Source organism: Streptosporangium amethystogenes (genome assembly GCF_000721075.1).
GTDB lineage: Bacteria > Actinomycetota > Actinomycetes > Streptosporangiales > Streptosporangiaceae > Streptosporangium > Streptosporangium amethystogenes.
Map to the genome: position 1 here is coordinate 88,035 of NZ_JOEQ01000027.1, position 23,783 is coordinate 111,817.

The window sequence follows — 23,783 nt, forward strand, 5'->3', positions numbered from 1 at the left end:
GCGACAAGGTACACATATCCATGTAAATCCATCATCGAATGCCACCCCGCGCACTGCCGCACTTCGCCTAGGCTGCGACGTATGTTCGTCCAGGCTGACAATTCCTGAGCGGCCCATGACCACCATCATGGCCAAAGCCAGGGGTGGGGACGGCGGCTCACCGGCACCTGGGGCCAGCCGGTGGTCGATCCTCGCCCTGCTCTGCTTCAGCCTGCTGCTGATCGCGGTGGACGCCACGGTGCTGCACATCGCGGTGCCCACGCTGACGGCGGCCCTGGAGCCGACCTCCGTGGAGCTGCTGTGGATCATCGACGTCTACTCGCTGGTGGTCGCGCCGCTGCTGCTGACCTTTGGCACGCTCGGTGACCGCCACGGTCGCAAACGGCTGGTGCTGGCCGGATACGTGGTCTTCGGCATCGCCTCGGCGGCGGCCGCGTTCGCCCCGACCCCGCTCACGCTGATCTCGGCGCGAGCACTGCTCGGCGTCGGCGGTGCCATGATCATGCCCGCCACCCTCTCCATCATCCGGCAGGTCTTCACCGACCGGCACGAGCGGGCGATCGCGCTGGGCGTGTGGAGCGCGGTGGCGGCGGCCGGGGCCGCGGTCGGCCCGCTCATCGGCGGGCTGCTCGTCGAGAAGTTCTGGTGGGGCGCCGTCTTCCTGATCAACGTCCCCATCCTGATGGTCCTGCTGCCCGCCGCGATCAGGCTTCTTCCCGAGATCCCGAGACGCTCCGACCAGCCGTGGGACGCGCTCAGCGCGCTGCTGTCGGTATTGGGCATCCTCGGTGTGGCCTTCGGCCTGAAGGAGACGGGCGCCGGGCATCTCGGCGGGGTGGCGGTCCTGCTGTGCGGGGTCTGGCTGCTGACCTGGTTCGTCCGCAGACAGCGGCGACTGGCCTTCCCCCTGCTCGACCTGGAGCTGTTCCGGCGACGGGCGTTCTGCGCCGGGGTGGGCGGCGTGCTGCTGACCGTCTTCGCCCTGGTCGGACTGGAGCTCATGCTCGCCCAGTACCTCCAGCTGGTCCTCGGCGACAGCCCGCTCGAGGCGGCCGTACGGATGCTCCCGCTCATGATCGCCGCGATCGCGGGTGGCCTGGCCGGGGCTCGGCTGCTTCGGTGGTTCGGACTGCGCGCCACGATGAGCGGCGGGCTGGCGCTGACCGCCCTGTCCCTCGCCCCCACCCTGGCCTGGGGCACCGAGGGACATCCGGTGGCCCTGACGTTCTGCTTCGTCGGTATCGGCTTCGGCATCCAGGTCACCCTGCTGGCCGCCTCCGACACCATCATGTCGGCCGCGCCCGAGTCGCACGCGGGCGGCGCCGCCGCGATCGAGGAGACCGCCTACGAGCTGGGTGCCGGTCTCGGGGTCGCGGTGCTCGGCACGATCACCACGGTCGTGTACGCCCCCTCGCTGGGCCCGGTCCCCGGCGTCGCTCCCGAGACGATGCACCAGGCCCGCCAGTCGCTCGCCTCCGCCGCGCACATGGCACGGGAGATCGGCGGCGGCGTGGGAGACGCACTGCTCTCCGCGGCCCGCGTCGCGTTCGTCGCGGGCCTGCACACGACGATCGTGGTGAGTGTGCTCCTGCTCGGCTTCACCGCACTGGCCGTGCTGCTCCTGGTACCCCACCGCCCCGAGAAAGACGGAGAGGGGAGTAACTCCTCTTGAGGGGTTTGGAAGGTCCTCGCTCGGTCATCTATCGGTCAAGCCTGGGCAGGAACGGTGAATCTAACCAGAATGAGGAACCGTGCGACGAACCCTCCATGATCTTGCCTCCCTGGCCGCCAGGCTGGGGGTGGGCGGGATCTTCTTCGCCAACGGCTGGCACAAGCTCGAAGCGGGCCTGACCGCCACCGCCGGGCAGTTCACCACCCTGGGTGCCCCCGCACCGGGCGTGTGGGCCGCCACCACCATGCTGACGGAACTCATCGGTGGCGCGCTGCTGGTGGCCGGGCTCGCCGTACCCGCGTGCGGGCTGCTGCTGTTCGCCGAGGCCCTCGCCGTGTTCGTACTGGCCAGTGGCGAGACGGGCCTGCCGCTCACCGGGGGCGACGCCAAGCTGATCGTGGCACTCGGGGCCGCCTCCATCCTGCTGGCGGTGGGCGGCGCGGGCCGCCTGTCGGTCGACCACATGGTGGTGATCAAGCGCCGTGAGGCCGAGGCCGCCGAGGACTTCGCCGCCGAGAGCGAGGCCGACGACGTCATCGCCGCGCTGCGCGAGCCGGAGACCCCTCCGGCGCCCGCCCTGCCCGCCGCGGGGAAGAAGCCCGCCGACACCGACAAGCCCGCTCCGGCCACCTCCGAGAGCACCGTCGACACCGCGGAGTTCCCCGCCGCCGCCCGTCCGCGCACGCGTACCCGCAAGCCCTCCTCCGGTACCGCACCCACCGCGCCGCCCACCTCCGGCAAGGCAGGCGACACCCTCGTGGCGGGCAAGAAGGACGAGCCCTCCGGAAGCTGAGCCCTTCCGGGACCTGAGCGGACGAATCCCGGACGCCCGGCCCTCGCACGACTCACCGCGGTCGCACGGACGGTACCCCGGCACCATCACAGCCGACCTCGGGAGATGGCCGCGGAACCGCCGGCCTGACACCGGTCGGCCGTCAGTCCCTTCCCTGCCAGGTCGTCACGCACGCCTCGTTGCCCTCCACGTCCGCCAGCACCCAGAAGGAGGGCGCCGAGACGTCGGACAGCAGCACCCCGCCCGAGGCGAGGGCGGCCTCGATCCGGTGGGGCGCCTCGTCGTGGGGGACCGAGACGTCGAGATGGATCCGGTTGCGCTGCGGCCGGGGCGCGGTCATCCGCTGGAACCAGATCGCCGGCCCCTGCCCGACGGGATCCACCAGCGCGCCCTCGCCACCGGACGCTCCGGGCTCGTCGTGATAACCCATCACCGCCTTCCAGAACGGGCGGACGGCGGCGATGTCGATCGCGTCGATCGCGATCTCAAGGACCTGGACCGACCGCACCTCCTGGCCGCCCACGTCGGCGCCGGTGCTCAGCCCGAGCTCGCCCACGACCGCGGAGATCCGACCGGCGAGCTCGACCTCGACCGGCGTCACCGCGCCGGTGACCGGTGAGCGCAGGGTCAAGACCACCCGGCCGGGGCGGACGTCCATCTCCAGGCTTCGCTCGGCGTCCGCACCGGCCACGGCCACCGCGCGCGCGACGACCTCGACCGCCCGCGCGGGCGATGCCACGGCCACCGACGTGCGCACCACGTCCAGGACGTAGCGCCACCCAAGATCGCCGACAGCGTCGGAGATCTCCCGTCGGCTCAGCCTCTTGTCACCATCCGGAACCTGCTGCGTCATACCGCCATGATCGCAGCGCCCCTCCCTCTCGCGGGACCCCATCGGCGGACTCAGAGCTCGAAGCGGGCCACCCGGCGGAGTTTGTTCATCGCGTCCAGGGCGGCGACCTTGTAGGACTCGGCCAGGGTGGGATAGTTGAAGACGGCGTCGACCAGGTAGTCGATGGTGCCGCCGCAGCCCATGACCGCCTGGCCGATGTGGAGCAGTTCGGTGGCGCCGGTGCCGAAGACGTGCACGCCGAGCAGGGCACGGGTCTCCGGGGAGACCAGGAGCTTGAGCATGCCGTAGGTGTCACCGATGATCTGGCCTCTGGCCAGCTCTCGGTAGCGGGAGATGCCGACCTCGAAGGGGACGTGGGAGGCGGTCAGCTCGTCCTCGGTGTGGCCGATGAAGCTGATCTCGGGGATGGTGTAGATGCCGATCGGCTGCAGGTGGTGGATACCGCGCAGCGGTTCCCCGCAGGCGTGGTGGGCGGCGATGCGGCCCTGCTCCATGGAGGTGGCGGCCAGGGACGGGAAGCCGATGACGTCGCCGACGGCGTAGATGTGCGGCGCGGTGGTGCGGTAGTGCTCGTCGACCTGGATGCGGCCTCGGGCGTCGGCGGCCAGCTCCGCGTTCTCCAGCGCGAGTTCGTCGGTCATGCCATGGCGGCCGGCCGAGTACATCACCGTCTCGGCGGGGATCCTCTTGCCGCTCTCCAGCACGGTCAGCGCCCCTCGGGTGCGGCGCTCCACGGCGGCGACGGTCTCACCGAAGCGGAAGGTCACCGCCAGGTCGCGCAGGTGGTACTTGAGCGCCTCGACGATCTCCAGGTCACAGAAGTCGAGCATCCGGTCGCGGCGCTCCACCACCGTCACCTTGGTACCCAGCGCGGCGAACATCGAGGCGTACTCGATGCCGATCACCCCGGCCCCGACGACCACCATGGAGTCGGGGATGTCCTGCAGCTTCAGGATGCCGTCCGAGTCGATGATGGTGTGGTCGTCGAACTCCACGGTGTCGGGACGGGCCGGCCGGGTACCCGTGGCGACAATGATCTTGTCAGCGGTGACCTTGGTCTCGTGGCCGTGCTCGTCGACGACGCCGACCGTGTGCGGGTCGACGAAGTGGCCCATCCCGCTGAGCACCGCCACGTGGTTGCGCGACAGCTGGCTGCGGATCACGTCGATCTCCCGGCCGATCACGTGCTGGGTGCGGATGCCCAGGTCGGCCGCGGTGATCTCGTCCTTCACCCGGTAGCTCTGGCCGTACATGCCGCGCTGGTTGAGGCCGGTCAGGTGCAGGACGGCCTCACGCAGCGTCTTGGAGGGGATGGTGCCGGTGTTGATGCACACTCCGCCGAGCATGTTGCGCCGCTCGACGAGCGCGACGCGCCGTTCGAGTTTCGCGGCGGCGATCGCGGCCTTCTGCCCACCCGGCCCGGAACCAAGAACGATGACATCAAAATCCCACATAGGGCTCAGTGTGAACGCACCGGGCGATCTCAGCCAGACTTGTGATCCCGCGCCCACCGGGGGCTTCTCGCCTCCCCGGCCGGGAAAGACACCCCTGCCGGGTGAACCCGGACCGTGACGGCCTGGTCAACACCGCCGCGGGCCGCCGTCTCCTCCGGCCTCGGCGCACCGGCACCCCGCCCCGTGACCGCGTCTCAGACAAGCGTCTCCCCCAGCGGCGGCCGTACGCCGCCGCCCCGTGTCGTCACCGGCCTAAACCGTCATCCCCACATGGTCCACGATCGCGGTCGCCCCTTCCTGGCGTGCGCAGTTGGCGCAGCAGAACCAGCGCCGATCGGCCTCGACGCCGTGTCCGACGATGCGGACCCCGCAGTGCTCGCAGATCGGCGCCATCCGCTGGATCGCGCACTCGAAGCTGTCGAAGACGTGCACCCTGCCCTGGGTGTGCACCTCGAAGCTCATGTCGTAGTCGTTTCCGCACGTTTCACAGGTCGCCATGTTTCCCCCCGAAAAATCGTGGCTTTTCCGGTGCAGTCCTACCCAGGTATCCGCGAGTCAGACAATCCTTCCCACCGCGATCACCGCCGCGACCAGTACGAACACCGCCGAGACGGCCAGCAGCGGGGGGAGCAGCCGGGCGAACCTATCGCGCGCCACAAGACGGGCGCGGTTGGCGTCGATCCACTCCCCCAGGCGGGGCCAGGCGTAGGGCAGCGCCTGGTGGACCAGGCACGCCCGGCCTCCCCGGTGCTCGACCAGCCCCGCGAAGCCGTGCAGGACGTCCTCGGAGCCGGCGGGGATCCTGGCCTCGCGGGCGACCGCCTGCCCGTCGGTGTCGATGGCGACGAGCCTCAGGAACACCGCCGGCACGCGCTCCCGGTCCGTCGGGTCCAGCGCGGCGAACGCCGACTCGGCAAGCGCGCCCAGCCCCGGATCGTCGCAGGCCGTGCGGACCCTGGCCGCCACCTCGGCACCTGCCCGCAGCAGCGGGGCCGTTTCGGGCCCCGGCGTATCCCTCCGGGGAACGGCCGGGTCGGCGGCGATCAGGGCGATCAGCAGATCACGCGCGGCGGGTCTGGCACGGGGATCCTTGGCGAGCGCGGCAGCGGCCAGGGGCCGCAGCGGGCGGGGCAGCGGGCTCAGGTCGGGGTCGAGTGAGAGGATCCGGTGCATCACCGCGCCCAGGCTGCCCGCCGCGAACGGATCCTCGCCACTCGCGGCGTACAGCACGATCCCGCCCCAGGCGAACACGTCGGCGGCGGTACCCGCCTCGCCGCCGGTGAACACCTCGGGCGCCGTGTACGACGGCGCGCGCGGCCTGATCCCGGTGACGGTCAGCGCGGTTCCCAGGCCGGGGCTCACCCCGAATCCGAGGATCCCGGGCCCGTCCCGGCCGAGGAACACCTTGTCGGGGGTGAGGTCGCGGTGGATGACCCCGGCCTCGTGAAGGGCGGTCAGCGCGACGGCGATCGCCGTCGCGAGGGCGTGCAGGTCGTCACCGCCGAAGAACTGGCCGGCCCCGCGCAGGCTGGGGCCCTCGACGTACTCGCTGACGATGTACGGCCTGGGCCCGTCCAGATCGGCGTCCAACACCCCCGCCGTACAGAACGACGCCACCCGCGACCCTCGGATAAAAAGTTTCTACTAACCGGGGCAAACGTTGCGATAGGGCAGGTCACCGAGATAACTGCGCCACTCCTCGCGCGCGAGAGTGCGGCCCGCGCGCTCGCAGACCGCCCGCGCCACCGCCTCCGGCTCGACCGGATACTCGTCCAGGGTGCCGGCCGAGTCGACGACGACCAGCCGGGCTCCGTCGGGACTGAACGCCAGGGACCGGAACTCACCGCTCTGCGCGGCGATCGGCGGGCCGAGGCGGCGTCCGGTCTCGACGTCCCACAGCCCCACCGACCGGTCGTTCACCGCCCCTGCGACGACGTCTCCGCGAGGTGAGAACGCCAGGGTCGTCTTTGTGGCCGGTTCTGTCCTGATCAGGTTTCCCACCCGGTCCCTGCTCCGGGTCTCGAACACCGAGACCCGCCCGACCTGGTCGGCGGTGGCGAAGCGGGCGCCCTTCCTGTCGAAGGCCAGCGCGGTGGTCGGGATGGTGACGGTGGGCGCGCCGTACGTCTCGCCGAACGGCTCGCCCGTTGAGGCGTTCAGCAGCCGGTGCTCTCCCCCCGCGACCGCCAGCGTCCTGCCATCGGGGGTGAAGACCAGCCCCTCGACCGACTGCTGGGGCCTTGACCAGCGGAGCTTGCCGCCGGGCAGGTCCCACACGGTGATCTCCCCGTCCGGGCCGCCCGTCGAATCGAAGTAGAGGGTGTAGGAGGCCACCGCGGTGCCGTCCGCGCTGATCGCCACGGCGAACACCTGCCCCTCGCGGACCGTCTCGACGGCGGCGATCCGCTTGGCGCTGGCGACGTCCCACACGGTCAGCCGGGAGCTGTCCCCACCGGTGTTGGCCACCAGTCGCCGTCCGTCCGCGCTGAAGGCCATCGCGAAGGCGCCGTCGGCGCCTCCGGGCCCGACGTTCAGCGTGCCGGTCCGGGTACGCCGGCGCACGTCACGGATGACGATCTCATTCGCTCCCTCGTCCCTGGACGCGAGCAGCCGGCCGTCCGGGCTGAGCGCCGCCCAGTTGGTCCCGGGCCCCTTCAGCGGGGTGGGCCTGGTCAGCGCGCCGACGTCGAGGGTCGTCACCGAATCCTCGGTGAGATAGCGCAGCGCCCGCCCGTCCGGGTCGAAGGCAACGGCGGGCATGAACCCGTCGACCTTCTGGGTGAGCAGGAGCCTGCCGTCTCCTACCCGCCAGACGCGCAGGGTCGTGTCGGTCACCGCGGCCAGGAAGCGCCCGTCGGGGCTGAAGACCAGATCTCCACTGACACTCCCCTCGAAGAAACGGTCGAGATCGACCCCGGTGGACGCGTCGCGCAGTTCGAGCCTCCTGCCCCGGGAGACCGCGACGGTTCTGCCGTCCGGGCTGTAGGCCACCCGCAGTCCGCACCCGTTGCAGCGGGTGCCCAGTGGGATCCTGCGCAGGCCGTCCAGGGTGAAGGCCGCCAGTTCCCCGTCCAGCCCGCCGACGGCGATCCCGCTCCCGTCCGTGGAGATGTCGAAGTCGATGCCCGCGATGGGCGGGTACAGCTTCCTGCCGTCCAGGTGGTTCCAGACCGTGAGTCCCTCTCCCTGGGTCACCATGATCCAGTCATCGGACCGGCCGAAGAACGCCCCGGTGTCGCCGCCCGCGTTGCGTCCCTGGACGGTGAGGACCGCGCCGGTCGGCTTGCCTGTCGCCACATCCCAGACCCTCAGCTTCAGGCCGCTGATCACGACGAGCAGTCTGCCGCTCGGGCTCAGCGCGATCACGCGCAGGTCGTCGCCGATCCCGCTGAGGGCACTGACGCGCCTGCCGGTCCGCACGTCCCAGAGTCGTGCCTCACCGTCACTCGCGCTGACGAGCGTGCGCCCATCGGCGCTCAGCGCCCTGAGGGTGTGTATTCCGGCGGCCGGGTCGTGGAAGGTGGCGGTCTCCCGCTGGGTCAGCGAACCGGCCAGGCTCGCCCTGGCCTCGCTCACCGGTGCCAGCCGCCAGGCGGCCACGCTGAGCAGCATGGCCCTGACCGGCTCGGCGATCCGCAGCGTGTCGGCCGTCGCGGCGAGCCGGGCGGCCGTCGCCTGGTCGCGCTGGGAGGCGATGACGGCGCTGCGCGCGTCGGCCACCCTGCTCTGCTGCACGGCGAGCACCCCGGCGACCAGCGCGACGACCAGCAGTACGGCCAGCGTGCCGGACAGCGCCCGGCTCCGGCGGGCGCGGCGCCGGGTGAGGGCGGCACCCGCCTCCAGGAAGTCCCGTTCGACCGGGCTGAGCGTGATGTTGCGGCGTCCGGTGGCCGCCCAGCGCATGGCGTTCTCCAGGCTGCTGCCCTGGAACAGGTCGCCGTCCCGGTGCCCCTGGGCCTGCCAGCGCCGCGCCGCGGTCAGGATGCCGCGGTGCACGGCCAGACCGTCCCGGTTGGCCTGGACCCACATCCGCAGCCTCGGCCAGGCCTGCGGCAGCGCGGGCCGCGACAGCCAGACCTCCTCCTCGTCGTGGGCGATCAGGTACGAGAACACCTCCACCAGACGCCGGACCGCGGTCACCTCGCCCTCCCCGCGTCCGTCGAGGAGCTCTGCCCACCGCGCCTGCCGTACGATCAGCTGGTCGTCGTCGGTCACGGTGACCAGTCGCAGGAAGATCTCGGGGGCGAGTTCGCGCTCGGCCGGGCCGAGCGCGACGTAGGCGTCCTCGGCGAGGGTGCCCAGCGCGGGGTCGGCGGAGGCCGCGCGGATCTGGGCCCCGGCGTCGCTGCCCGCCGCCAGCAGTCTCGGGGTGTCGATGGCTCCGTCCCCGCTGACCAGGGCGAGCAGCAGGTCCCTGGCTGTGGGCCTCGCGGCGGGATCCTTGGCGAGCGAGGCGGCGACGAACGGCCGCAGGTGCTCGGGGAGCATGTCCAGCTGTGGCTGTACCGACAGCACGCGGTGCATGATCCCGCCCAGGCTCTCCGCCCGGAACGGGTCGGCGCCCGTCGCGGCGAAGACCATGATCCCGCCCCACGCGAAGATGTCGACGGCGGTGCTCGCACGCTGGCCCATGAAGATCTCGGGGGCCATGTAGGTCGGGGTGCCCGCCACCATGCCGGTCGCGGTCAGTGACATGTCCTCGGTGCGGGCGACACCGAAGTCGATCACGCGGGGACCGTCGGGCCCCAGCAGCACGTTGTCGGGCTTGAGGTCGCGGTGGATGACCCCTGCCTCGTGGACGGCGGTCAGCGCGGTGGCGATCGCCGTGGCGAGACGGTGCAGGTCTCCCCCGGTGAAGCGGCGCCCCTCGGCGACGGCCCTGCGCAGGCTGGGGCCCTCGACGTACTCGCTGACGATGTACGGCCTGGGCCCGTCCAGATCGGCGTCCAACACCCCCGCCGTACAGAACGACGCCACCCGGATCACCGTCGATAAGTGTCGTGCTCAACTCACACTCCGTTCAACGGCAGATTGGACGCCCCCGAGGGCGACGAAGTTCGCGGAGTGCCGAACATTTCGAACACGTCTCGCCCTCCTTGCGTGAACGGTGACGAAACTCTCGCGGCCGACATGGCCCGTGGCCCACTGGGCGGCTTCGACGAGGCCGGGAACACCGACCAGGATGCCTGCTTCCGGCCTGCCGGGGAGGACCGTTCGGAGATCGGAGACGTCACGGGCCGGCTGGTCGCCAGATTAGCCGGGCCCGCACCGGACGTGCCGCGTTCGGCGCGCGTACGCCGCGAAAAACACGTTGTGCCGTGGCGGCCGGAGGTGTCGGCGGCACGGGTCGTGACGATTTCGGCGACCAGCGTCCAGCCCCGAGTCGTCGTCACCATGCGTATGTCTTCGGAGTCTCTCCGTAGCCAAACCGGTTGATCCAGAGGGCGGGAGCGGACTAGGTTGGCTCGCACGGACTTTCGCGCGTGCCGGGCCCACCAGCCCCGGGCACGCCGGTGTCAGGCGACGCATAACACGGCGAGCCCGAGGAGGGGAGGAAGATCATTCGACGCGTCAGGATCATCCGGCAGCGGAACGCCCGCCGTCCCGCCCGCGTTTCCGGTCTGGATCTGAGGTCTCCCTCGGGCCGCACACTCCCCTATTGACCTGGTCTTTACGGCAGTCTTATGCGGCGATCTGTAGATATTTCATATAACGGAACCATCACGCCGGGGGGCTCAATGAAGAGACTTGTGGTCGTGCCACCATATGTCGCACGGCTCAAGATCAGGGATATTCGTTCCGCGACACGCCGTGGAGTGACCGGCGACACCAAGGTGGTCGATCTCAGCGCCTACACGGGCCGCAACGTTCTGCGCTTTCCACAGACGAGCGGTCCCACCTCCGCCGCCTGACCTCCATCGCGAAAGACCCGCCCGGGCGGGTCTTTCCCCGTTTCCGGCCCCTTCCCATGCCCGCTCGCCGGCCTCCGGGCCTGCTCGCGGCCCGGCGCCTTCCGGGTGAGGAGCGGCAGGATCATCGGAGCCGGCGCGCAGAGGGCGAGCACGCCCCGCTGTCAGGTCACACTCCCGCGGAACGGCACACGCGTGATGGAGACCATCTCGTTCATCGTCCCGTCGCTTTCGCCTCGTACCCGCTCCGGCCGGAGGCCGCGGAGACGAAGTCCGCGAAGGTCCCACGCCCGTCGGGGTGGTCGGGCGCGAGGTGCACGCCACGCCGGAAGGCGGCGGCGATCCTGCCGGGTAGGGGCAGCGGCATGACGAGCCCGCGCCCGCCGGTGAGCCGCAGATAGGTCCGCGCGAGCTCCGCCGCGCTCACGATCTCCGGGCCGCCCATGTCGGGCACCCGCCCGGCGGGTGCGCCCAGTGCCAGCTCCACCAGTCGCTCGGCGACCTCCGTGACCTCCACCGGTTGGAAGTCCGTCCCCGCGGAGACCGGCAGGACCCTGGACCTCGCCAGCTTCCCCAGCACGAGCACCAGCAGGTTGTGGAACTGCGTCGTGCGCAGGATGGTGTACGGCAGCCCCGAGTTCTCGATCAGCCTCTCGACCTCGTGCTTGCGCCGGTAATACGTGTACGGGTGCCGGTCGACGCCGACGATGGAGACATGGACCAGGCGGGTCCCGGGTGGCGTCGCGGCGATCAGCCGCCGGGCGGCCTCGACGTCCGCCGAGGGGTCGCGCGGGTCACTGGCGAGGTGCACGATCGTATCGACCCCTTCGAGAGCGGGGCCGAGTCCCGCTCCCGTCCGCAGGTCTCCGATGTAGGGCTCACGGGTGCGGCTCAGCACTCGGACCGGGTGACCGGTCCTGGCGAAACGGTCCACGACATGGCGCCCGAGGACCCCGGTACCACCGGTTACCAGCATGTTTTCCGTCATACCCCTACGAACCAGTGACCCCTTGCAAATGTGACAGCTTTTCCGGATTGAGCACGATACGCAGGCCGACGACGGTCTCGGCGGAGACCTCGATCACGAAGATCGAGATGATCTCTCCCCCGTGCCGGACCAGGACCGCGTCCTGACCGTTGACGTCGGCGTGGGCGAACTCCACCGCCTGCCCGTACCTGCCGGCGATCCCGGCGAGGTAGCGGACGACCTTCTCCCTGCCGGTGATCGGCCGCAGCGCGGCACGCGCCTTGCCGCCACCGTCGGCCCAGGCGACCACGTCGTCGGCGAGCAGCCGCTCCAGCCCCGCCAGGTCGCCGCTCGTGGCGGCCGTCAGAAACCGTTCCACGATCCTTCGCCGCTGCTCGCCCGGGGCGTCGAACCTCGGACGTTTACCGACCCTGCGCCGGGCCCTGCCGTACAGCTGGCGGCAGTTGGCCTCGGACAGATCGAGCACGTCTGCGATCTCGCGGTAGCCGTAGGAGAACGCCTCCCGCAGCACGAAGACGGCCCGCTCGGCCGGGGTGAGCCGCTCCAGCAGGAGCATGAAGGCCATGGACACCGCGTCGCGCTGCTCGGCGGTCTCCATCGGGCCGAGCGCGCCGGTCTGCGCGGGCTCGGGAAGCCAGAAGCCGACGTAGCGCTCACGGGTGGCGCGGGCGGCGGTCAGCCGGTTGAGGCAGAGGTTGGTGACCACCTTGGCCAGCCAGGCTCCAAGGGAGCCGATGTGCTCACGATCGGCACCGCTCCAGCGCAGGTAGGCGTCCTGGACGACGTCCTCGGCCTCGGCCGCCGAGCCGAGCATCCGGTAGGCCAGGCCGAACATCCTCGGCCGCTCCGCCTCGAACTCCTCGATCACCTGACCAGGGTGCCAGACGGAGCGGAGACCCCCGCCGCCGCCCTCCCCGACCTCGCGCGTCGCGGTCGCCGGCAAGGATGCCGAGACGGTGGCCAGGCCACCGGTGCCGGTGCAGCCGTCCCCGCGGGGACCAGCAGGATCCCGGACCTCGCCGGCCTCTCAGCACGAGTACCAGCAGGTTGTGGAACTGCGTCGTGCGCAGGATGGTGTACGGCAGTCCCGACGGTCCCACGCCGCCGGCTGTCAGGTTCCCCTCGGAAGGCAGTGCCGACATCCACGCCTGGATCGCCGGCGGGGCGTGTCACGGTGGTGACCGGGGCGGGCAGGAAGGCCGAGAGCCGCTGGGTGATGTGACCCGACGTCCCGGAGGCGGGCACGGGACCACGCCTCTGAGCACGGCCAGCCGATGAGGACATCCATCGGACTCCGCCGGGCACCCCGATCTATGATCATCTCCGTACCCGGGCACAGCCTCCGCGGCATGGCCGGGAACACAGGCCGCGGCCCCGGTGTGTCACCGGGGCCGCGGCGGTCAACGTGTCGGGCCGAAGCCGAACTCGTCAGATCCAGTTGGAGATCAGGCGTACCTCCATGCCGACCGGGCGGGCGGCGCAGGGCATGGACTTGATCTGTCCGGCGCTGCCGGCCTGGACGCTGTAGCAGGAGTCGACCCAGTCGTCGCTGTCGGTAACCCAGTCGCTGGGCAGCGCGCTGATGACCTTGTCGGCGATCGCGACGTACTGGCCGTTTCCGCTGACGACGAGCACGCCTTCGACGATGGCCTTGGCCACGCCGGACAGGTCGGCGTTGTCGTCGCGCTCCATGAAGACGACGTCGACGGCGGTCCAGCTGAAGTTAGACCACTCGATCAGGACCTGGTTCACGTTGCTGTAGGTCGTGCCCTCGTCGGTGATGTAGGGCATCTCGATGCTGTCGACCCGAGCCTTACCGTCGGTCCCGGCGCCCATGGTCCAGGCGTAGATCTCCGGTCCGCCCTTGTACCAGGGCTCGTGGTCGTTGTAGTTGGTGATGCGATGGATCTGGGCTGCCCAGCGGGGCGTTCCCGCGGCCTGCGCCGTAGGCTGCTGGGCCTCATCGGCCTTACGGTCGATTCCGGTGATGCCGGCCTCGGTGAGAGCCTTGCGAATGACCTGCTGGCCCAGCTCGGCGGTCTTGCGCTCGTTCAGGCCCACGACGAGCACCGCCTGCTTGGGAACCCGGCGGGCATCGAGTTCGTAAGTGCGACCGGCCGAGTCGTAGGCGGTGACGGTGCGGACGAACTTCTCGTCCTTGGACGGGGTGAACATGACCAGTGGCTTCTCGCCCGCGGCGACCCGCTTGACCGTGGCGGGGTCGGCCGAGACCTCCAGCAGCGACTCGCCCTTGCCTTCGGCCTGGAGACCCTTCAACTCCAGGATCTTGCTGTCGGCCTGGCGGGTGTAGTCGGTCAGGTCCTGCGCGCCTGGCACGGAGGCGAACAACGCGGCCAGGTCGGCCTGGCCGTCACCCGCCAGCTCGTGGTTGAGCACCGCCCTGAACTCACCGTTGTCGAGCCTGCGGGCGATCTGCTCGGCGAGCGTTCGCTTGAGCCCGTCCATGGTGGCGGCCGACTCTGCGGCCTTGAGCTTGGCCGACTGGCCGGGGGGCAGCGGATCGGCCACGGCCGTCGCCGGTGCTACAGCACCCATCAGGGTGGCGGCCAGGGCGAATGCCGCCAGCCCAACTACCTTCTTCACAAAACCTCCTGGTCAATGCGAGAAGAAGACCGATAGAGCACTACTGCCGGATTCTTGCGGGAACCGAGCAGTTGCATAAGGCAGAGAATGACCGGCACGCCTTATCAAATAATTATGTCTTCTTATGAATTCTTATGGTCAGCCCCATAATGGGTTTAACGTTCATTTTCGGACCTGGATGTGTGGACGCCCCCGTGCAGCCGGCTATGGGATCGGATCGCGATGGCCAAGGTCGGCACGGCCCCGCGTCGCCTCCCCCAGCGGGTCTTCGGGGTCGGTCATCCCGAGGTCGACTCGCACGCCCGGATGCTCCTGGCGAAGCCGGGCGAGCGCGGGCGCCAGCAGAGCGGCGCCCGCCGTGGCGAAGTAGCGTATCGCCAGCCGCTCGGTGTGCCCGGCTCATAGGTCGGTCACCTTCTACATCTCGGACGAGGGCACGACCAGCGCCGCCATCGTCGGATACCTGCTGCCGGGAACGACGGTGCTCGACGAGGAACCCGGCCCGCGCGTCATCTCGGGAATGATCGTCGCGCCCCTCGGCGCCGGGATGACGACGCCCGGGTCCGTCATGCCTGTCCGATCAGCCGCGGAGCCCTCACCGCACGGGAGGTCGGCTCCTCCGGTTGTGGGACACCCGAGTCGCGGCGCGAGCGGTGCGGGTCCGAGGCGGCAAAGCCCACAGACAGCCGGAGGCGGGGCACCGGACCTCCGCCGACGCCCCGCCTCTGACCGGGGGCCTCACATCCGAAGCACGCCCAAAATACCGGGGCAGAGCACTTATTCGTGGCTGCGGTATTCCTGCGTCATTCACCTCGCCGGTACGGGTCGATGGCGATCATCCTCAAGCTTCCCTTGGTCACCATGACCGTCTCCCCTGCTCCAAGATCTCGCAGTGCGGCCACCCTGGTAACCGACGAGGACCGCTCCAGGACGTGCCCATCAGATCGCAGGCGGAAGAGCAGGCCGCCCGCGCCGGCCACCACGAACCCCTCACCGTCTCGGACCACCTCACCGACGAGTGGCTGCCTGACGTCCACGTTCCACAACACCGATCCGGCTTCGGGGTCGACGGCGAGATAACCGGCCCCTGGTTCTCGCAGCCACACCACACCGCCGGTGAACTGGGCGGCCGAAGGCGAGAGGTCGGCATCGTGACGGAAGAACCGCTCGACGAGACCCGATGACAATCGAATGCTCACAACGGATCGCGGGCCGCACGGCACCAGGCAGCGGTCAGGGCCGACCGTGGTGAACGCCGGACGACCGTCGGTTTCGACCAATGGCTCCGGCAACCGCCAGCGGCCCAGTTCCCTGCCATCACCTGGATCGATCAGCCACGCTTCCGAGCCGTCTCCCAACAGCACACCGCCATCCCAGGGCAGAGGAAGCACCGTGGCCATGCGCCGCCGTGTCCGCCACAGAGACCGCCCGTCCTTCAGGTCGAAAGCAGACATGGGTGTGTAACCACGCCAGCCGCCGACGACGACCGTCTCCGCAATAGCCACGACATGCCCCGAGTATTGCGGCAACCCGGCGCGCCACACCACAGATCCCGTAGGGAGATCGAGACAGAACAGTTGATCGGTGTCCTGCGGCAGAACCAGACAACGATCACCGGTGACCACGACGGCACGCGGCCAGGTTCCTATCGGAACGTCCCAGCGGACCGAGCGGTCGTGGCGGTCCAGGCAGACAAGCCGAGTGTGGCGCTCATGGAGGACGACGCGGTCCTCCGTCGCCGCCAACGCCGAAGCGGACCCCCTCTGATGAAGCTGCCGCTCCTACAGCGTCTTTCCGATCATCCGCCGATTTCACCAGGAAAGCACTAGCGGCATCAATCGCATTAACAATGGGAGGTCATACCGGCCGAAGCCAGGAGTGGAACCCAACAGGTCCCGTTTGACCAGGAGCAAGGCCGCAGCAGACGTTCAGGATCGGTAATTACTCGCTAAATCCGGGCACGAGAAAGGGCACGACTCCTGAGGATCAGCGGTATCTGACGCCGTCTCATCCTTGGAGGAAGCCGTGCCCGTGGTCCTATCATCGCTGGTCAGCCTGGCTGAGAGCGGCCAGAGCACAGGATCGGTGCCCGATCGGCTGTTCCAGGAGGGTTTGCTGGCCCGGTTCCGCCGGATTCGTGATCATCGGTCCGCCAAAAACGTGCGACACCCGCTGGCCTCGATCCTGGCGCACTGGCCGCGTGCGGGGTGGCCGTGGTCGGTGGTGACTCGATCGTGGCAGTGTGGGACTGGGCCGTCGATGCGTGTCCGCAGAACGTACTGGCTGTTCACCGGCCGCTACACACCGCCCAGCGAGAGGACCTTCCGCCGGGTACTGGCCGGCCTCGACGGTGATGAACTCGATCGCCTGGTCTGCACTTGTCTGACCGAGCAGGGCGAGCTCGCGGCCTCCGACGATGCGCAGATCAGCCGAGTGGCCACCGATCCGGCGCCGGTGCGAGCGGCGTCACCAGCCGTCGGACCCGGGAGCCTGATGGCACACCGCTGCTGTCCGGGCTATGGGGGGAACCTCAAGGCTGTCTCGAGCCTTCTCTGGAGGCCCGAGACAGCGAACTCATTGAGATGTGGTGGCCTTACTCCACGCAAAGACTTGCTTGCGCCCAGCCTCAGCTGCAGCCGCTGGTGGAGCCGCAGCCCTCGCAGACGTAGCAGCTGCCCGCGGGGCGCATCTTGGTGCCGCAGGTCATGCAGAGCGGCGCGTCGGCGGTGCGGCCCTGGTGGGACTCCAGGGAGCCGGCCCCCCTCGGGGTTTCCAGCGGCACCGCCTCGGCTCGGGTCTGGAGCTCCTCGATGGGGGCCGAGGTGGCGAGTTCGGCGATGACCTCGTCGGTGTGGATCGGAGCCGGGTCCTCACCACGCTGCTGGGCGGCGCGCTCGGAGGCGGAGAAGATACCGAGGGCGGCGCGGTCGTCGTAGGGCAGGTGGTCCAGGGCCAGGCGGCGGAAGATGTAGTCCATCACCGAGGCCGCCATCCGGATATCCGGGTCGTCGGTCATGCCGGCCGGATCGAAACGCATGTTGACGAACTTGCCGACGTAGGTCTCCAGCGGCACCCCGTACTGCAGGCCGATAGAGATGGCCACCGAGAAGGCGTCCATGACGCCCGCGAGGGTCGAGCCCTGCTTGGACATCTTCAGGAAGACCTCTCCGAGGCCGTCGTCGGGGTAGGAGGAGGCGGTCATGTAGCCCTTGGCGCCGCCCACGGTGAAGCGGGTGGTGGTGCTGGGACGCTGGTTCGGCATCCGACGACGGGTCGGGCGGCTGATCTCCACGACCTGGATCTCCGGCTCGGCGACAGCCTCCTTCGCCTCGGTCTTCCGACCGGCGGCCGAAAGGGGCTGGCCGACCTTGCAGTTGTCGCGATAGACCGCGAGGGCCTTCAGGCCGAGCTTCCAGCCCTCCATGTAGACCTGCTCGATGTCCTCGATGGTGGCGGACTCGGGGAGGTTGACGGTCTTGGAGATGGCGCCGGACAGGAACGGCTGGGCCGCGGCCATCATCCGGACGTGTCCCATGGGGGCGATCGCGCGCTCGCCCATGGCGCAGTCGAACACCTCGTAGTGCTCGCGACGCAGGCCGGGGGCGTCGACGACGTGGCCGTGATCGGCGATGAACTCGACGATCGCCTCGACCTGCTCCTCCTGGTAGCCCAGCTGCCGGAGCGCGCGCGGGATCGTCTGGTTGACGATCTGCATGGAACCGCCGCCGACGAGCTTCTTGAACTTGACCAGGGCGAGATCGGGCTCGATGCCGGTGGTGTCGCAGTCCATCATCAGGCCGATGGTGTTGTGGCTGACCATGCCGTTGGCCACGTAGGTGACGTTGTCCGGGACGGACAGGTCATAGGTCGGCTGCACGCCGCCGTCCTCGTTCGCCTCGACTCGCTCGAAGAGGTAGCCGAGCGCGTGGCCGAGCCGCTCGTCGAGAAACTCGGCGAAGATCTGCTTGGCCAGCATGCGAGCGACACCGTCGCTCCTGCGAACCGACTGGAGCACGGTCCCGCGCAGGGAATGCCCCTCGGGCAGGATCGTCTCCCACACCTCTCGGGGCAGGAACACCTGGTCCTTCCTGGCGGACCGCTCAGGCTCCAGCTCGGCCATGAGCTTGTTCTTGCGGTCTCCCATGAACCCGACGATCTCGCCGAAGTTCAGGGCGTGGTCGATGTTGCGCAGCCGCACCTGGAAGATCGGCCCGCCGAAGCCACTGACCGTTTCACCGGTCGTGGTGGCCATGCCGAGGGCGAGAAGCAGGGTCCGGATCTCACCCGCGAAGGAGTCCGAAGCCGTCGAGAGGCTCGGCACGCCCTCCAGGACGGCGCCGTCTGCCTCGAAGAGACCACGCAGGAAGGCACCGTAGATCTCGCTGTCGTTGGTCTCAAGGATCGCCGAGGGAACCCGCGGCGTCCAGCCCTTGCCGGAGTGGTCGATACCGGGAAGTTCTTTCGCGAAACCCGAGGCCTGCCACCAGCGCGCGAGCCGCACCGACTGGAGGACGACCTCCTGGTATCCCTCCCGCTGGGTGAGCACCGGTTCGAGGTGGAAAAGCTCCTTGGACAGGATGCGGAGACGCTCGACCACATCTAGGTCGGCGTCCGCGACACAGAACCGGACACCCTTGGCGTGCAGGCTGCCGTCACCCATGAAGTAGCCGACCAGCTCGGCCAGCTCCGGCGACACCGTGTCGGGGACGACGATGGAGCGGTCTCCGGCGTAGTACGCCTGGTCGAGCACGGGCAGGGGAACCGCACGGCGCTCACCGACGAGGGTCTGCAGCTGCATGGGGACGAGGTCACCCGGCTCGATGTCGGCCAGGCGCTTCCACTCCCACACTCCGGTCGCGCTGTCGACGACCTTGACGCGGTGGGTCAGCGTGCCCTGGACGCGGTAGCCGCCGTGGGTGCGGATGAGACGGGTGGGCTCCTCGCCGTTGACGAAGAACTTCGTAGCCCGGCGCGGCCCCTCATCGGTGGAGACCATCATGTCGAGGTCCTGCCAGCGATCGCCGTACACGTTCGCGATCTCGGCCAGGCGGACGAGCCCTCGGTCCGTGGTGATCAGTGTTTCACCCGTCAGGCACCCGGTAGGCGCGAGCAGCGAGGCCTGGGCGTTGCGGTAGCCGTTCTTCTCACCGAGCCTGAGGCACTCGGCCCACTGCCTGGAGGCCTCGTGGTGGATGTCGCCGTCCATCTTCTCGAACGTGCGCAGGACCTCGTTGGCGTCGTTGTGCTTGCGCATGACCCGCTTGTGTGCGTCGGCGTTGCGGGCGTAGCCGTCGTACGGGCCCACGACCGCGGCCAGTTCCGCGCTGCGGCGGTAGGAGGCGCCGGTCATCAGCGACGTGATGGCTCCGGCCAGGGCGCGGCCGCCCTCGGAGTCGTAGGCGTGGCCGGTGGCCATGAGCAGCGCGCCGAGGTTGGCGTAGCCGATGCCGAGCTGGCGGTAGGCGCGAGTGGTCTCGCCGATCTTCTCGGTCGGGAAGTCGGCGAAGGTGATGGAGACGTCCATCGCGGTGATGATCAGCTCAGTGATCTTCACGAAGCTCGCGATGTCGAAGGTGTCGTCGTCCCTCAGGAACTTCAGCAGATTGATGCTCGCCAGGTTGCACGAGGAGTTGTCCAGGTGCAGGTACTCCGAGCAGGGGTTGCTGGCGGTGATGCGGCCGGTCTCGGGGCTGGTGTGCCAGTCGTTGATCGTGTCGTCGTACTGGACGCCGGGGTCGGCGCACTCCCACGCGGCCTTGCCCATCTTGCGGAACAGGCTCCTGGCGTCGACCTTCTCGATGACCTCGCCGGTGAGCCGGGCGCGCAGGCCGAACTCCTCGCCCTGCTCCACCGCGCGCATGAACTCGTCGGAGACGCGCACGGAGTTGTTGGCGTTCTGGTACTGGACGGAGACGATGTCCTTGCCGCCCAGGTCCATGTCGAACCCGGCGTCACGGAGGGCGCGGATCTTGTCCTCCTCGCGCGCCTTGGTCTCGACGAACTCCTCGATGTCGGGGTGGTCGACGTCGAGGACCACCATCTTGGCGGCGCGGCGGGTGGCGCCGCCGGACTTGATGGTGCCCGCGGAGGCGTCCGCTCCGCGCATGAAGGAGACCGGGCCGCTGGCGGTGCCGCCGCTGGAGAGCAGTTCCTTGGAGGAACGGATCCTGGAGAGGTTGACGCCGGAACCGGAACCGCCCTTGAAGATCACCCCCTCTTCCTTGTACCAGTCGAGGATCGACTCCATCTGGTCGTCGACGGCCAGGATGAAGCAGGCGCTGACCTGCTGCGGCGACGCCGTGCCGACGTTGAACCAGACGGGGGAGTTGAAGCTGAAGACCTGGTTGACCAGAGCGTGCTTGAGCTCGTGGTCGAAGATCTCCACATCCTCCTCGGCGGCGAAGTAGCCGTGCTCGACCGCCGTACGGGTGTAGACGCCCACCACGCGGTCGATCAGCTGCTTGAGGCTCCACTCCCGCTGCGGGGTGCCGACCGCGCCGCGGAAGTACTTGGTGGTCACGATGTTGGCGGCGTTGACCGACCACGACTGGGGGAACTCGACGTCGCGCTGCTCGAAGTTGACCGAGCCGTCGCGCCAGTTGGTCATGACGACGTCACGGCGCTCCCAGGACAACTCGTCATAGGGGTGCACGCCTGGGGTGGTGAAGATGCGCTTCATCCTCAGGCCCTTGCGCGGTCGTTTGCTCCCACGTGCCACCGCGCCGGCGGTCTCCGTCATGATTTCCCCCTCCTGGGGCTCCGCGAGCCCTCATATCGGACCACACCAACACGCCGCTCACCCCCGGCGCCCAGGGTCTTTCTCAGTCTTGCTCGCTGGAGCGCCCCGTCCGGAGCTGCTCGATCTCCGCCTCGAAGTCGGCCAGGGTCTCGAACCCCCGGTAGACGGAGGCGAACCGCAGGTACGCCACCTCGTCCAGTTCGCGAAGTGGACCCAGGATCGCCAGTCCGACCTCGTGGGCCGCGATCTCGGCGCATCCGGTGGCCCGGATGCTCTCCTCGACCCGCTGGCCCAGCTGCGCCAGGGAGTCCTCGCCGACGGGCCGCCCCTGGCAGGCCCGCCGGACCCCGGCGATCACCTTGTCCCTGAAGAACGGCTCCGTCACGCCACTGCGCTTGCTCACCATGAGCAGGACCGTCTCCTGCGTGGTGAACCTGCGCCCGCACTCCGGGCACGTGCGCCTGCGGCGGATGGCGCCGCCGTCCTCGGTCGCCCTGCTGTCGATGACTCGCGTGTCCGGGTGACGACAGAACGGACAGTGCACGCGCGTCGCCTCCTTGAGCTGCGAGAGCGGCTCACCCACCTCACCTGTCCCATGGCGCGCATGTCGAGACGCTCGCGCACGCCCCTCGAATAGTCGAGAGGCGGTAATAGAACCACAATCTGTGGTGAAGTGTTGCGGTGCAGCCACTAGATGTTGTGGTCTAACGGTAGAAGTGCGCGACCATGAACGCAAGTTGAAAGGCCCTCACCACACGAAGTCGCTGATCAGCCGTCACGTCTCGGCGTGTCGCCCCTCGGGCAACGCCCTCCCACCTCACGCGTCCCTTCCCTCACCTGCGCCCCAGACGATATGTCAGGCAGGACCCTCGTCGACCCCTCCCGCACGGCTCGCCCACGTCTTCCCCGAACCCGGCCGGCGAATCCCACGCGCCCCACCGAACACGCCCCTTCTCAGCGGACGAGGCCCTCGGGGAGATAGAGCCGGGTTCCGGGCCGGACCCCGGAGCCGGCCAGCCCGTTGAGGTCCATGATGCGGCGGACCGTCCGGTCGGCGTCGCCCTCCGGCGTCAACGCGTCCGCGATCTCCCACAGCGTGTCGCCCGCGTGCACCGTGATCCGGGGCAGGCCCTCACGACCTGTCCGCTCGCCCGCCAGGGCTGTGTCGATGCGCCCGGCGACCCAGAGCGCTCCCAGGGTGAACAGCACGAGCGCCGTCACCGCCACGATCCTCCCACGCCGGGTGAGCCGGAGTGGCCGCCTGGCGGTCCGGGGCCGGGCGGCACCCGGGCGGCGGACGCCCGCACGAACCGCTCCCGCCCCAGGCGCCCGCTCCGGCGCCCCGCGCCCAAACCCCTGCCGAGGCCCCTGCCCCCGCCTCACTCCACGCCCGAGTCCCGGCCTCGGCTCGCACCCGGCCTCCGGCTCCCGCGGCCGCCCGGCCACCCGCTCACGTCCGGGCCGCCCCGGCCCCCTTCCGCCTTCCGGACTCCGCCCCGCCCCGGTCCCCCTGCCGGATTCCGGTGCGGGAGCGGACTCCGATCTCGGCGGCGGCACAAGGCGAAGCAGCGGTGCCCCCGGCGATCGCCGCGCGGTCCGGGATCTCGGCACGGCCATGGATCGTGGTGTCGTCGCGGTCGGTTTCACGGTGGCCCCCATCCCCTCGACCTGGCCGAACACATGTCGAAGAAAGATCGGTGAATCGAACACGATGTCGATCGAACTCCCGTACGATGTTGTACACCACGGCGTCGCCGATATCGAGGACATTCGAACAATTGTTTGAATATGATCTTCGGCCATTGTATGGTCGCTGTGTGCGACACATCAGATACAGACCGGGAGGCGAGGAGTTCGTATGAGCCAGCACAACGAGAACGGTTCGGCCGCCAGCGACCTGGCGGTGCGAAGGCGTGACTCCCTTGGCCTCACCCCCAGGCAGCGGAAGATCCTTGAGGTGATCCGCGACTCCGTGCAGCAGCGCGGTTATCCGCCGTCCATGCGGGAGATCGGTGAGGCGGTGCAACTCACCAGCACCTCCAGCGTGTCGCACCAGTTGACGGCTTTGCAGCGCAAGGGCTACCTACGGCGTGACCCGCACCGCCCCCGTGCTCTGGAGGTCCGCCTTCCCGGCGAGCCCGTGCTGTGGGTGGATCCCGACTCCGGCGAGGACGAGACCCCGGTCAGCCGCCCCACCGCAACCTACGTGCCACTTGTCGGCCGGATCGCCGCCGGTGGCCCGATCCTCGCCGAGGAGAGCATCGAGGATGTCTTCGCCCTGCCCAAGCAACTCGTCGGCGAGGGCACGCTCTTCCTCCTCCAGGTGACCGGAGACTCGATGATCGAGGCCGCCATCGCCAACGGCGACTGGGTGGTCGTACGCCAGCAGCCGGTGGCCGACAACGGTGACGTGGTCGCGGCGATGATCGACGGCGAGGCCACGGTCAAGACCTTCAAGCGCAGGGACGGCCACGTCTGGCTGGTCCCGCACAACCCCAACTACGACCCGATCCCGGGTGACGAGGCCACCGTGCTCGGCAAGGTCGTGGCGGTCCTCCGCAAGCTCTGAGGCACGCGCCTTCACCCCTCCGGGCCATATGCCCAAGCACGACACGCCGGGCGACCGGCACCCCGACGTAGGGGTGCCGGTCGCCCGGCGTTTTCTCAGGTGACGGTACGACGAGCAGACGGCAGTGCCCGACCCGGATGAGCCGGACCCCGGTCCACCCGTGAACGTTCGGGGCACCCGCCGGACGGGCGCCCCTCTCGAA

At 69.4% G+C, this 23,783-nt stretch carries 19 protein-coding genes; 5 read left to right on the forward strand and 14 right to left on the reverse strand.

The genetic code is table 11. The features are described from left to right. Positions 1–115: 115 nt before the first annotated feature. A complete protein-coding gene (locus tag IG98_RS0131160) occupies positions 116–1,672 on the forward strand; it encodes an MFS transporter (RefSeq protein WP_051753206.1) in 1,557 nt (518 codons plus the stop codon). Positions 1,673–1,751: 79 nt separating this feature from the next. After that, positions 1,752–2,465 (forward strand): DoxX family membrane protein, encoded by a 714-nt coding sequence (locus IG98_RS47520; RefSeq protein ID WP_084195779.1) that lies wholly within the window; start codon positions 1,752–1,754, stop codon positions 2,463–2,465. Positions 2,466–2,607: 142 nt separating this feature from the next. On the opposite strand, the gene IG98_RS0131170 is transcribed toward IG98_RS47520, so the two are convergent. From IG98_RS0131170 to IG98_RS0131190, 5 genes are all read right to left on the reverse strand, one after another. Next, positions 2,608–3,318: a VOC family protein gene (locus IG98_RS0131170; RefSeq protein ID WP_030920283.1), complete on the reverse strand. Its 711-nt coding sequence runs from the start codon at positions 3,316–3,318 to the stop codon at positions 2,608–2,610. A 50-nt stretch (positions 3,319–3,368) separates the two neighbouring features. After that, on the reverse strand, positions 3,369–4,772 hold the full coding sequence (gene sthA, locus IG98_RS0131175) for a Si-specific NAD(P)(+) transhydrogenase (protein WP_030920286.1): 1,404 nt from the start codon (positions 4,770–4,772) through the stop codon (positions 3,369–3,371). Between the two features lie 252 nt (positions 4,773–5,024). Next, positions 5,025–5,270 carry a hypothetical protein gene (locus IG98_RS0131180; RefSeq protein WP_030920289.1) on the reverse strand — a complete coding sequence of 82 codons (246 nt, stop codon included), beginning with the start codon at positions 5,268–5,270 and terminating at the stop codon, positions 5,025–5,027. 57 nt (positions 5,271–5,327) lie between these two features. Beyond that, a complete protein-coding gene (locus tag IG98_RS47525; protein ID WP_169750215.1) occupies positions 5,328–6,362 on the reverse strand; it encodes a serine/threonine protein kinase in 1,035 nt (344 codons plus the stop codon). A gap of 54 nt (positions 6,363–6,416) precedes the next feature. Continuing rightward, positions 6,417–9,758, reverse strand: coding sequence for a WD40 repeat domain-containing serine/threonine protein kinase (locus tag IG98_RS0131190; protein ID WP_030920295.1), 3,342 nt, complete (start codon positions 9,756–9,758; stop codon positions 6,417–6,419). 114 nt (positions 9,759–9,872) lie between these two features. Here IG98_RS0131190 and IG98_RS50995 point away from each other — a divergent pair, with 114 nt between their 5' ends. Beyond that, positions 9,873–10,208, forward strand: coding sequence for a sigma-70 family RNA polymerase sigma factor family protein (locus IG98_RS50995; protein ID WP_157594612.1), 336 nt, complete (start codon positions 9,873–9,875; stop codon positions 10,206–10,208). Between the two features lie 320 nt (positions 10,209–10,528). Next, positions 10,529–10,684: a hypothetical protein gene (locus IG98_RS52055; RefSeq protein WP_169750212.1), complete on the forward strand. Its 156-nt coding sequence runs from the start codon at positions 10,529–10,531 to the stop codon at positions 10,682–10,684. Positions 10,685–10,895: 211 nt separating this feature from the next. Here the strand turns inward: IG98_RS52055 and IG98_RS0131200 are convergent, their stop codons facing one another. From IG98_RS0131200 to IG98_RS52060, 9 genes are all read right to left on the reverse strand, one after another. After that, a complete protein-coding gene (locus tag IG98_RS0131200; protein WP_245651792.1) occupies positions 10,896–11,657 on the reverse strand; it encodes an SDR family oxidoreductase in 762 nt (253 codons plus the stop codon). Between the two features lie 16 nt (positions 11,658–11,673). Further along, the gene (locus IG98_RS0131205; RefSeq protein WP_030920299.1) at positions 11,674–12,537 is read right to left on the reverse strand and encodes an RNA polymerase sigma-70 factor; all 864 of its coding nucleotides are present in this window, start codon (positions 12,535–12,537) and stop codon (positions 11,674–11,676) included. A 560-nt stretch (positions 12,538–13,097) separates the two neighbouring features. After that, on the reverse strand, positions 13,098–14,273 hold the full coding sequence (locus IG98_RS47530; protein WP_051753209.1) for a DUF3103 family protein: 1,176 nt from the start codon (positions 14,271–14,273) through the stop codon (positions 13,098–13,100). A 204-nt stretch (positions 14,274–14,477) separates the two neighbouring features. Then, a complete protein-coding gene (locus tag IG98_RS54930; RefSeq protein WP_157594620.1) occupies positions 14,478–14,654 on the reverse strand; it encodes a LysR substrate-binding domain-containing protein in 177 nt (58 codons plus the stop codon). Positions 14,655–14,690: 36 nt separating this feature from the next. Then, positions 14,691–14,843, reverse strand: a complete 153-nt coding sequence (locus IG98_RS51005; RefSeq protein ID WP_157594613.1) for a hypothetical protein — start codon at positions 14,841–14,843, stop codon at positions 14,691–14,693. Between the two features lie 233 nt (positions 14,844–15,076). Further along, positions 15,077–16,018, reverse strand: coding sequence for an outer membrane protein assembly factor BamB family protein (locus IG98_RS49230; protein WP_084195781.1), 942 nt, complete (start codon positions 16,016–16,018; stop codon positions 15,077–15,079). Positions 16,019–16,899: 881 nt separating this feature from the next. Continuing rightward, the gene (locus IG98_RS0131230) at positions 16,900–21,012 is read right to left on the reverse strand and encodes a vitamin B12-dependent ribonucleotide reductase (protein ID WP_030920309.1); all 4,113 of its coding nucleotides are present in this window, start codon (positions 21,010–21,012) and stop codon (positions 16,900–16,902) included. Positions 21,013–21,094: 82 nt separating this feature from the next. After that, positions 21,095–21,556 (reverse strand): transcriptional regulator NrdR, encoded by a 462-nt coding sequence (gene nrdR, locus IG98_RS0131235; protein WP_030920311.1) that lies wholly within the window; start codon positions 21,554–21,556, stop codon positions 21,095–21,097. Positions 21,557–21,966: 410 nt separating this feature from the next. Further along, positions 21,967–22,233 (reverse strand): LysM peptidoglycan-binding domain-containing protein, encoded by a 267-nt coding sequence (locus IG98_RS52060; RefSeq protein WP_030920314.1) that lies wholly within the window; start codon positions 22,231–22,233, stop codon positions 21,967–21,969. Positions 22,234–22,870: 637 nt separating this feature from the next. On the opposite strand from IG98_RS52060, the gene lexA reads away from it, so the two are divergent. After that, positions 22,871–23,581 carry a transcriptional repressor LexA gene (lexA, locus tag IG98_RS0131245; RefSeq protein WP_030920317.1) on the forward strand — a complete coding sequence of 237 codons (711 nt, stop codon included), beginning with the start codon at positions 22,871–22,873 and terminating at the stop codon, positions 23,579–23,581. Positions 23,582–23,783 lie beyond the last annotated feature (202 nt).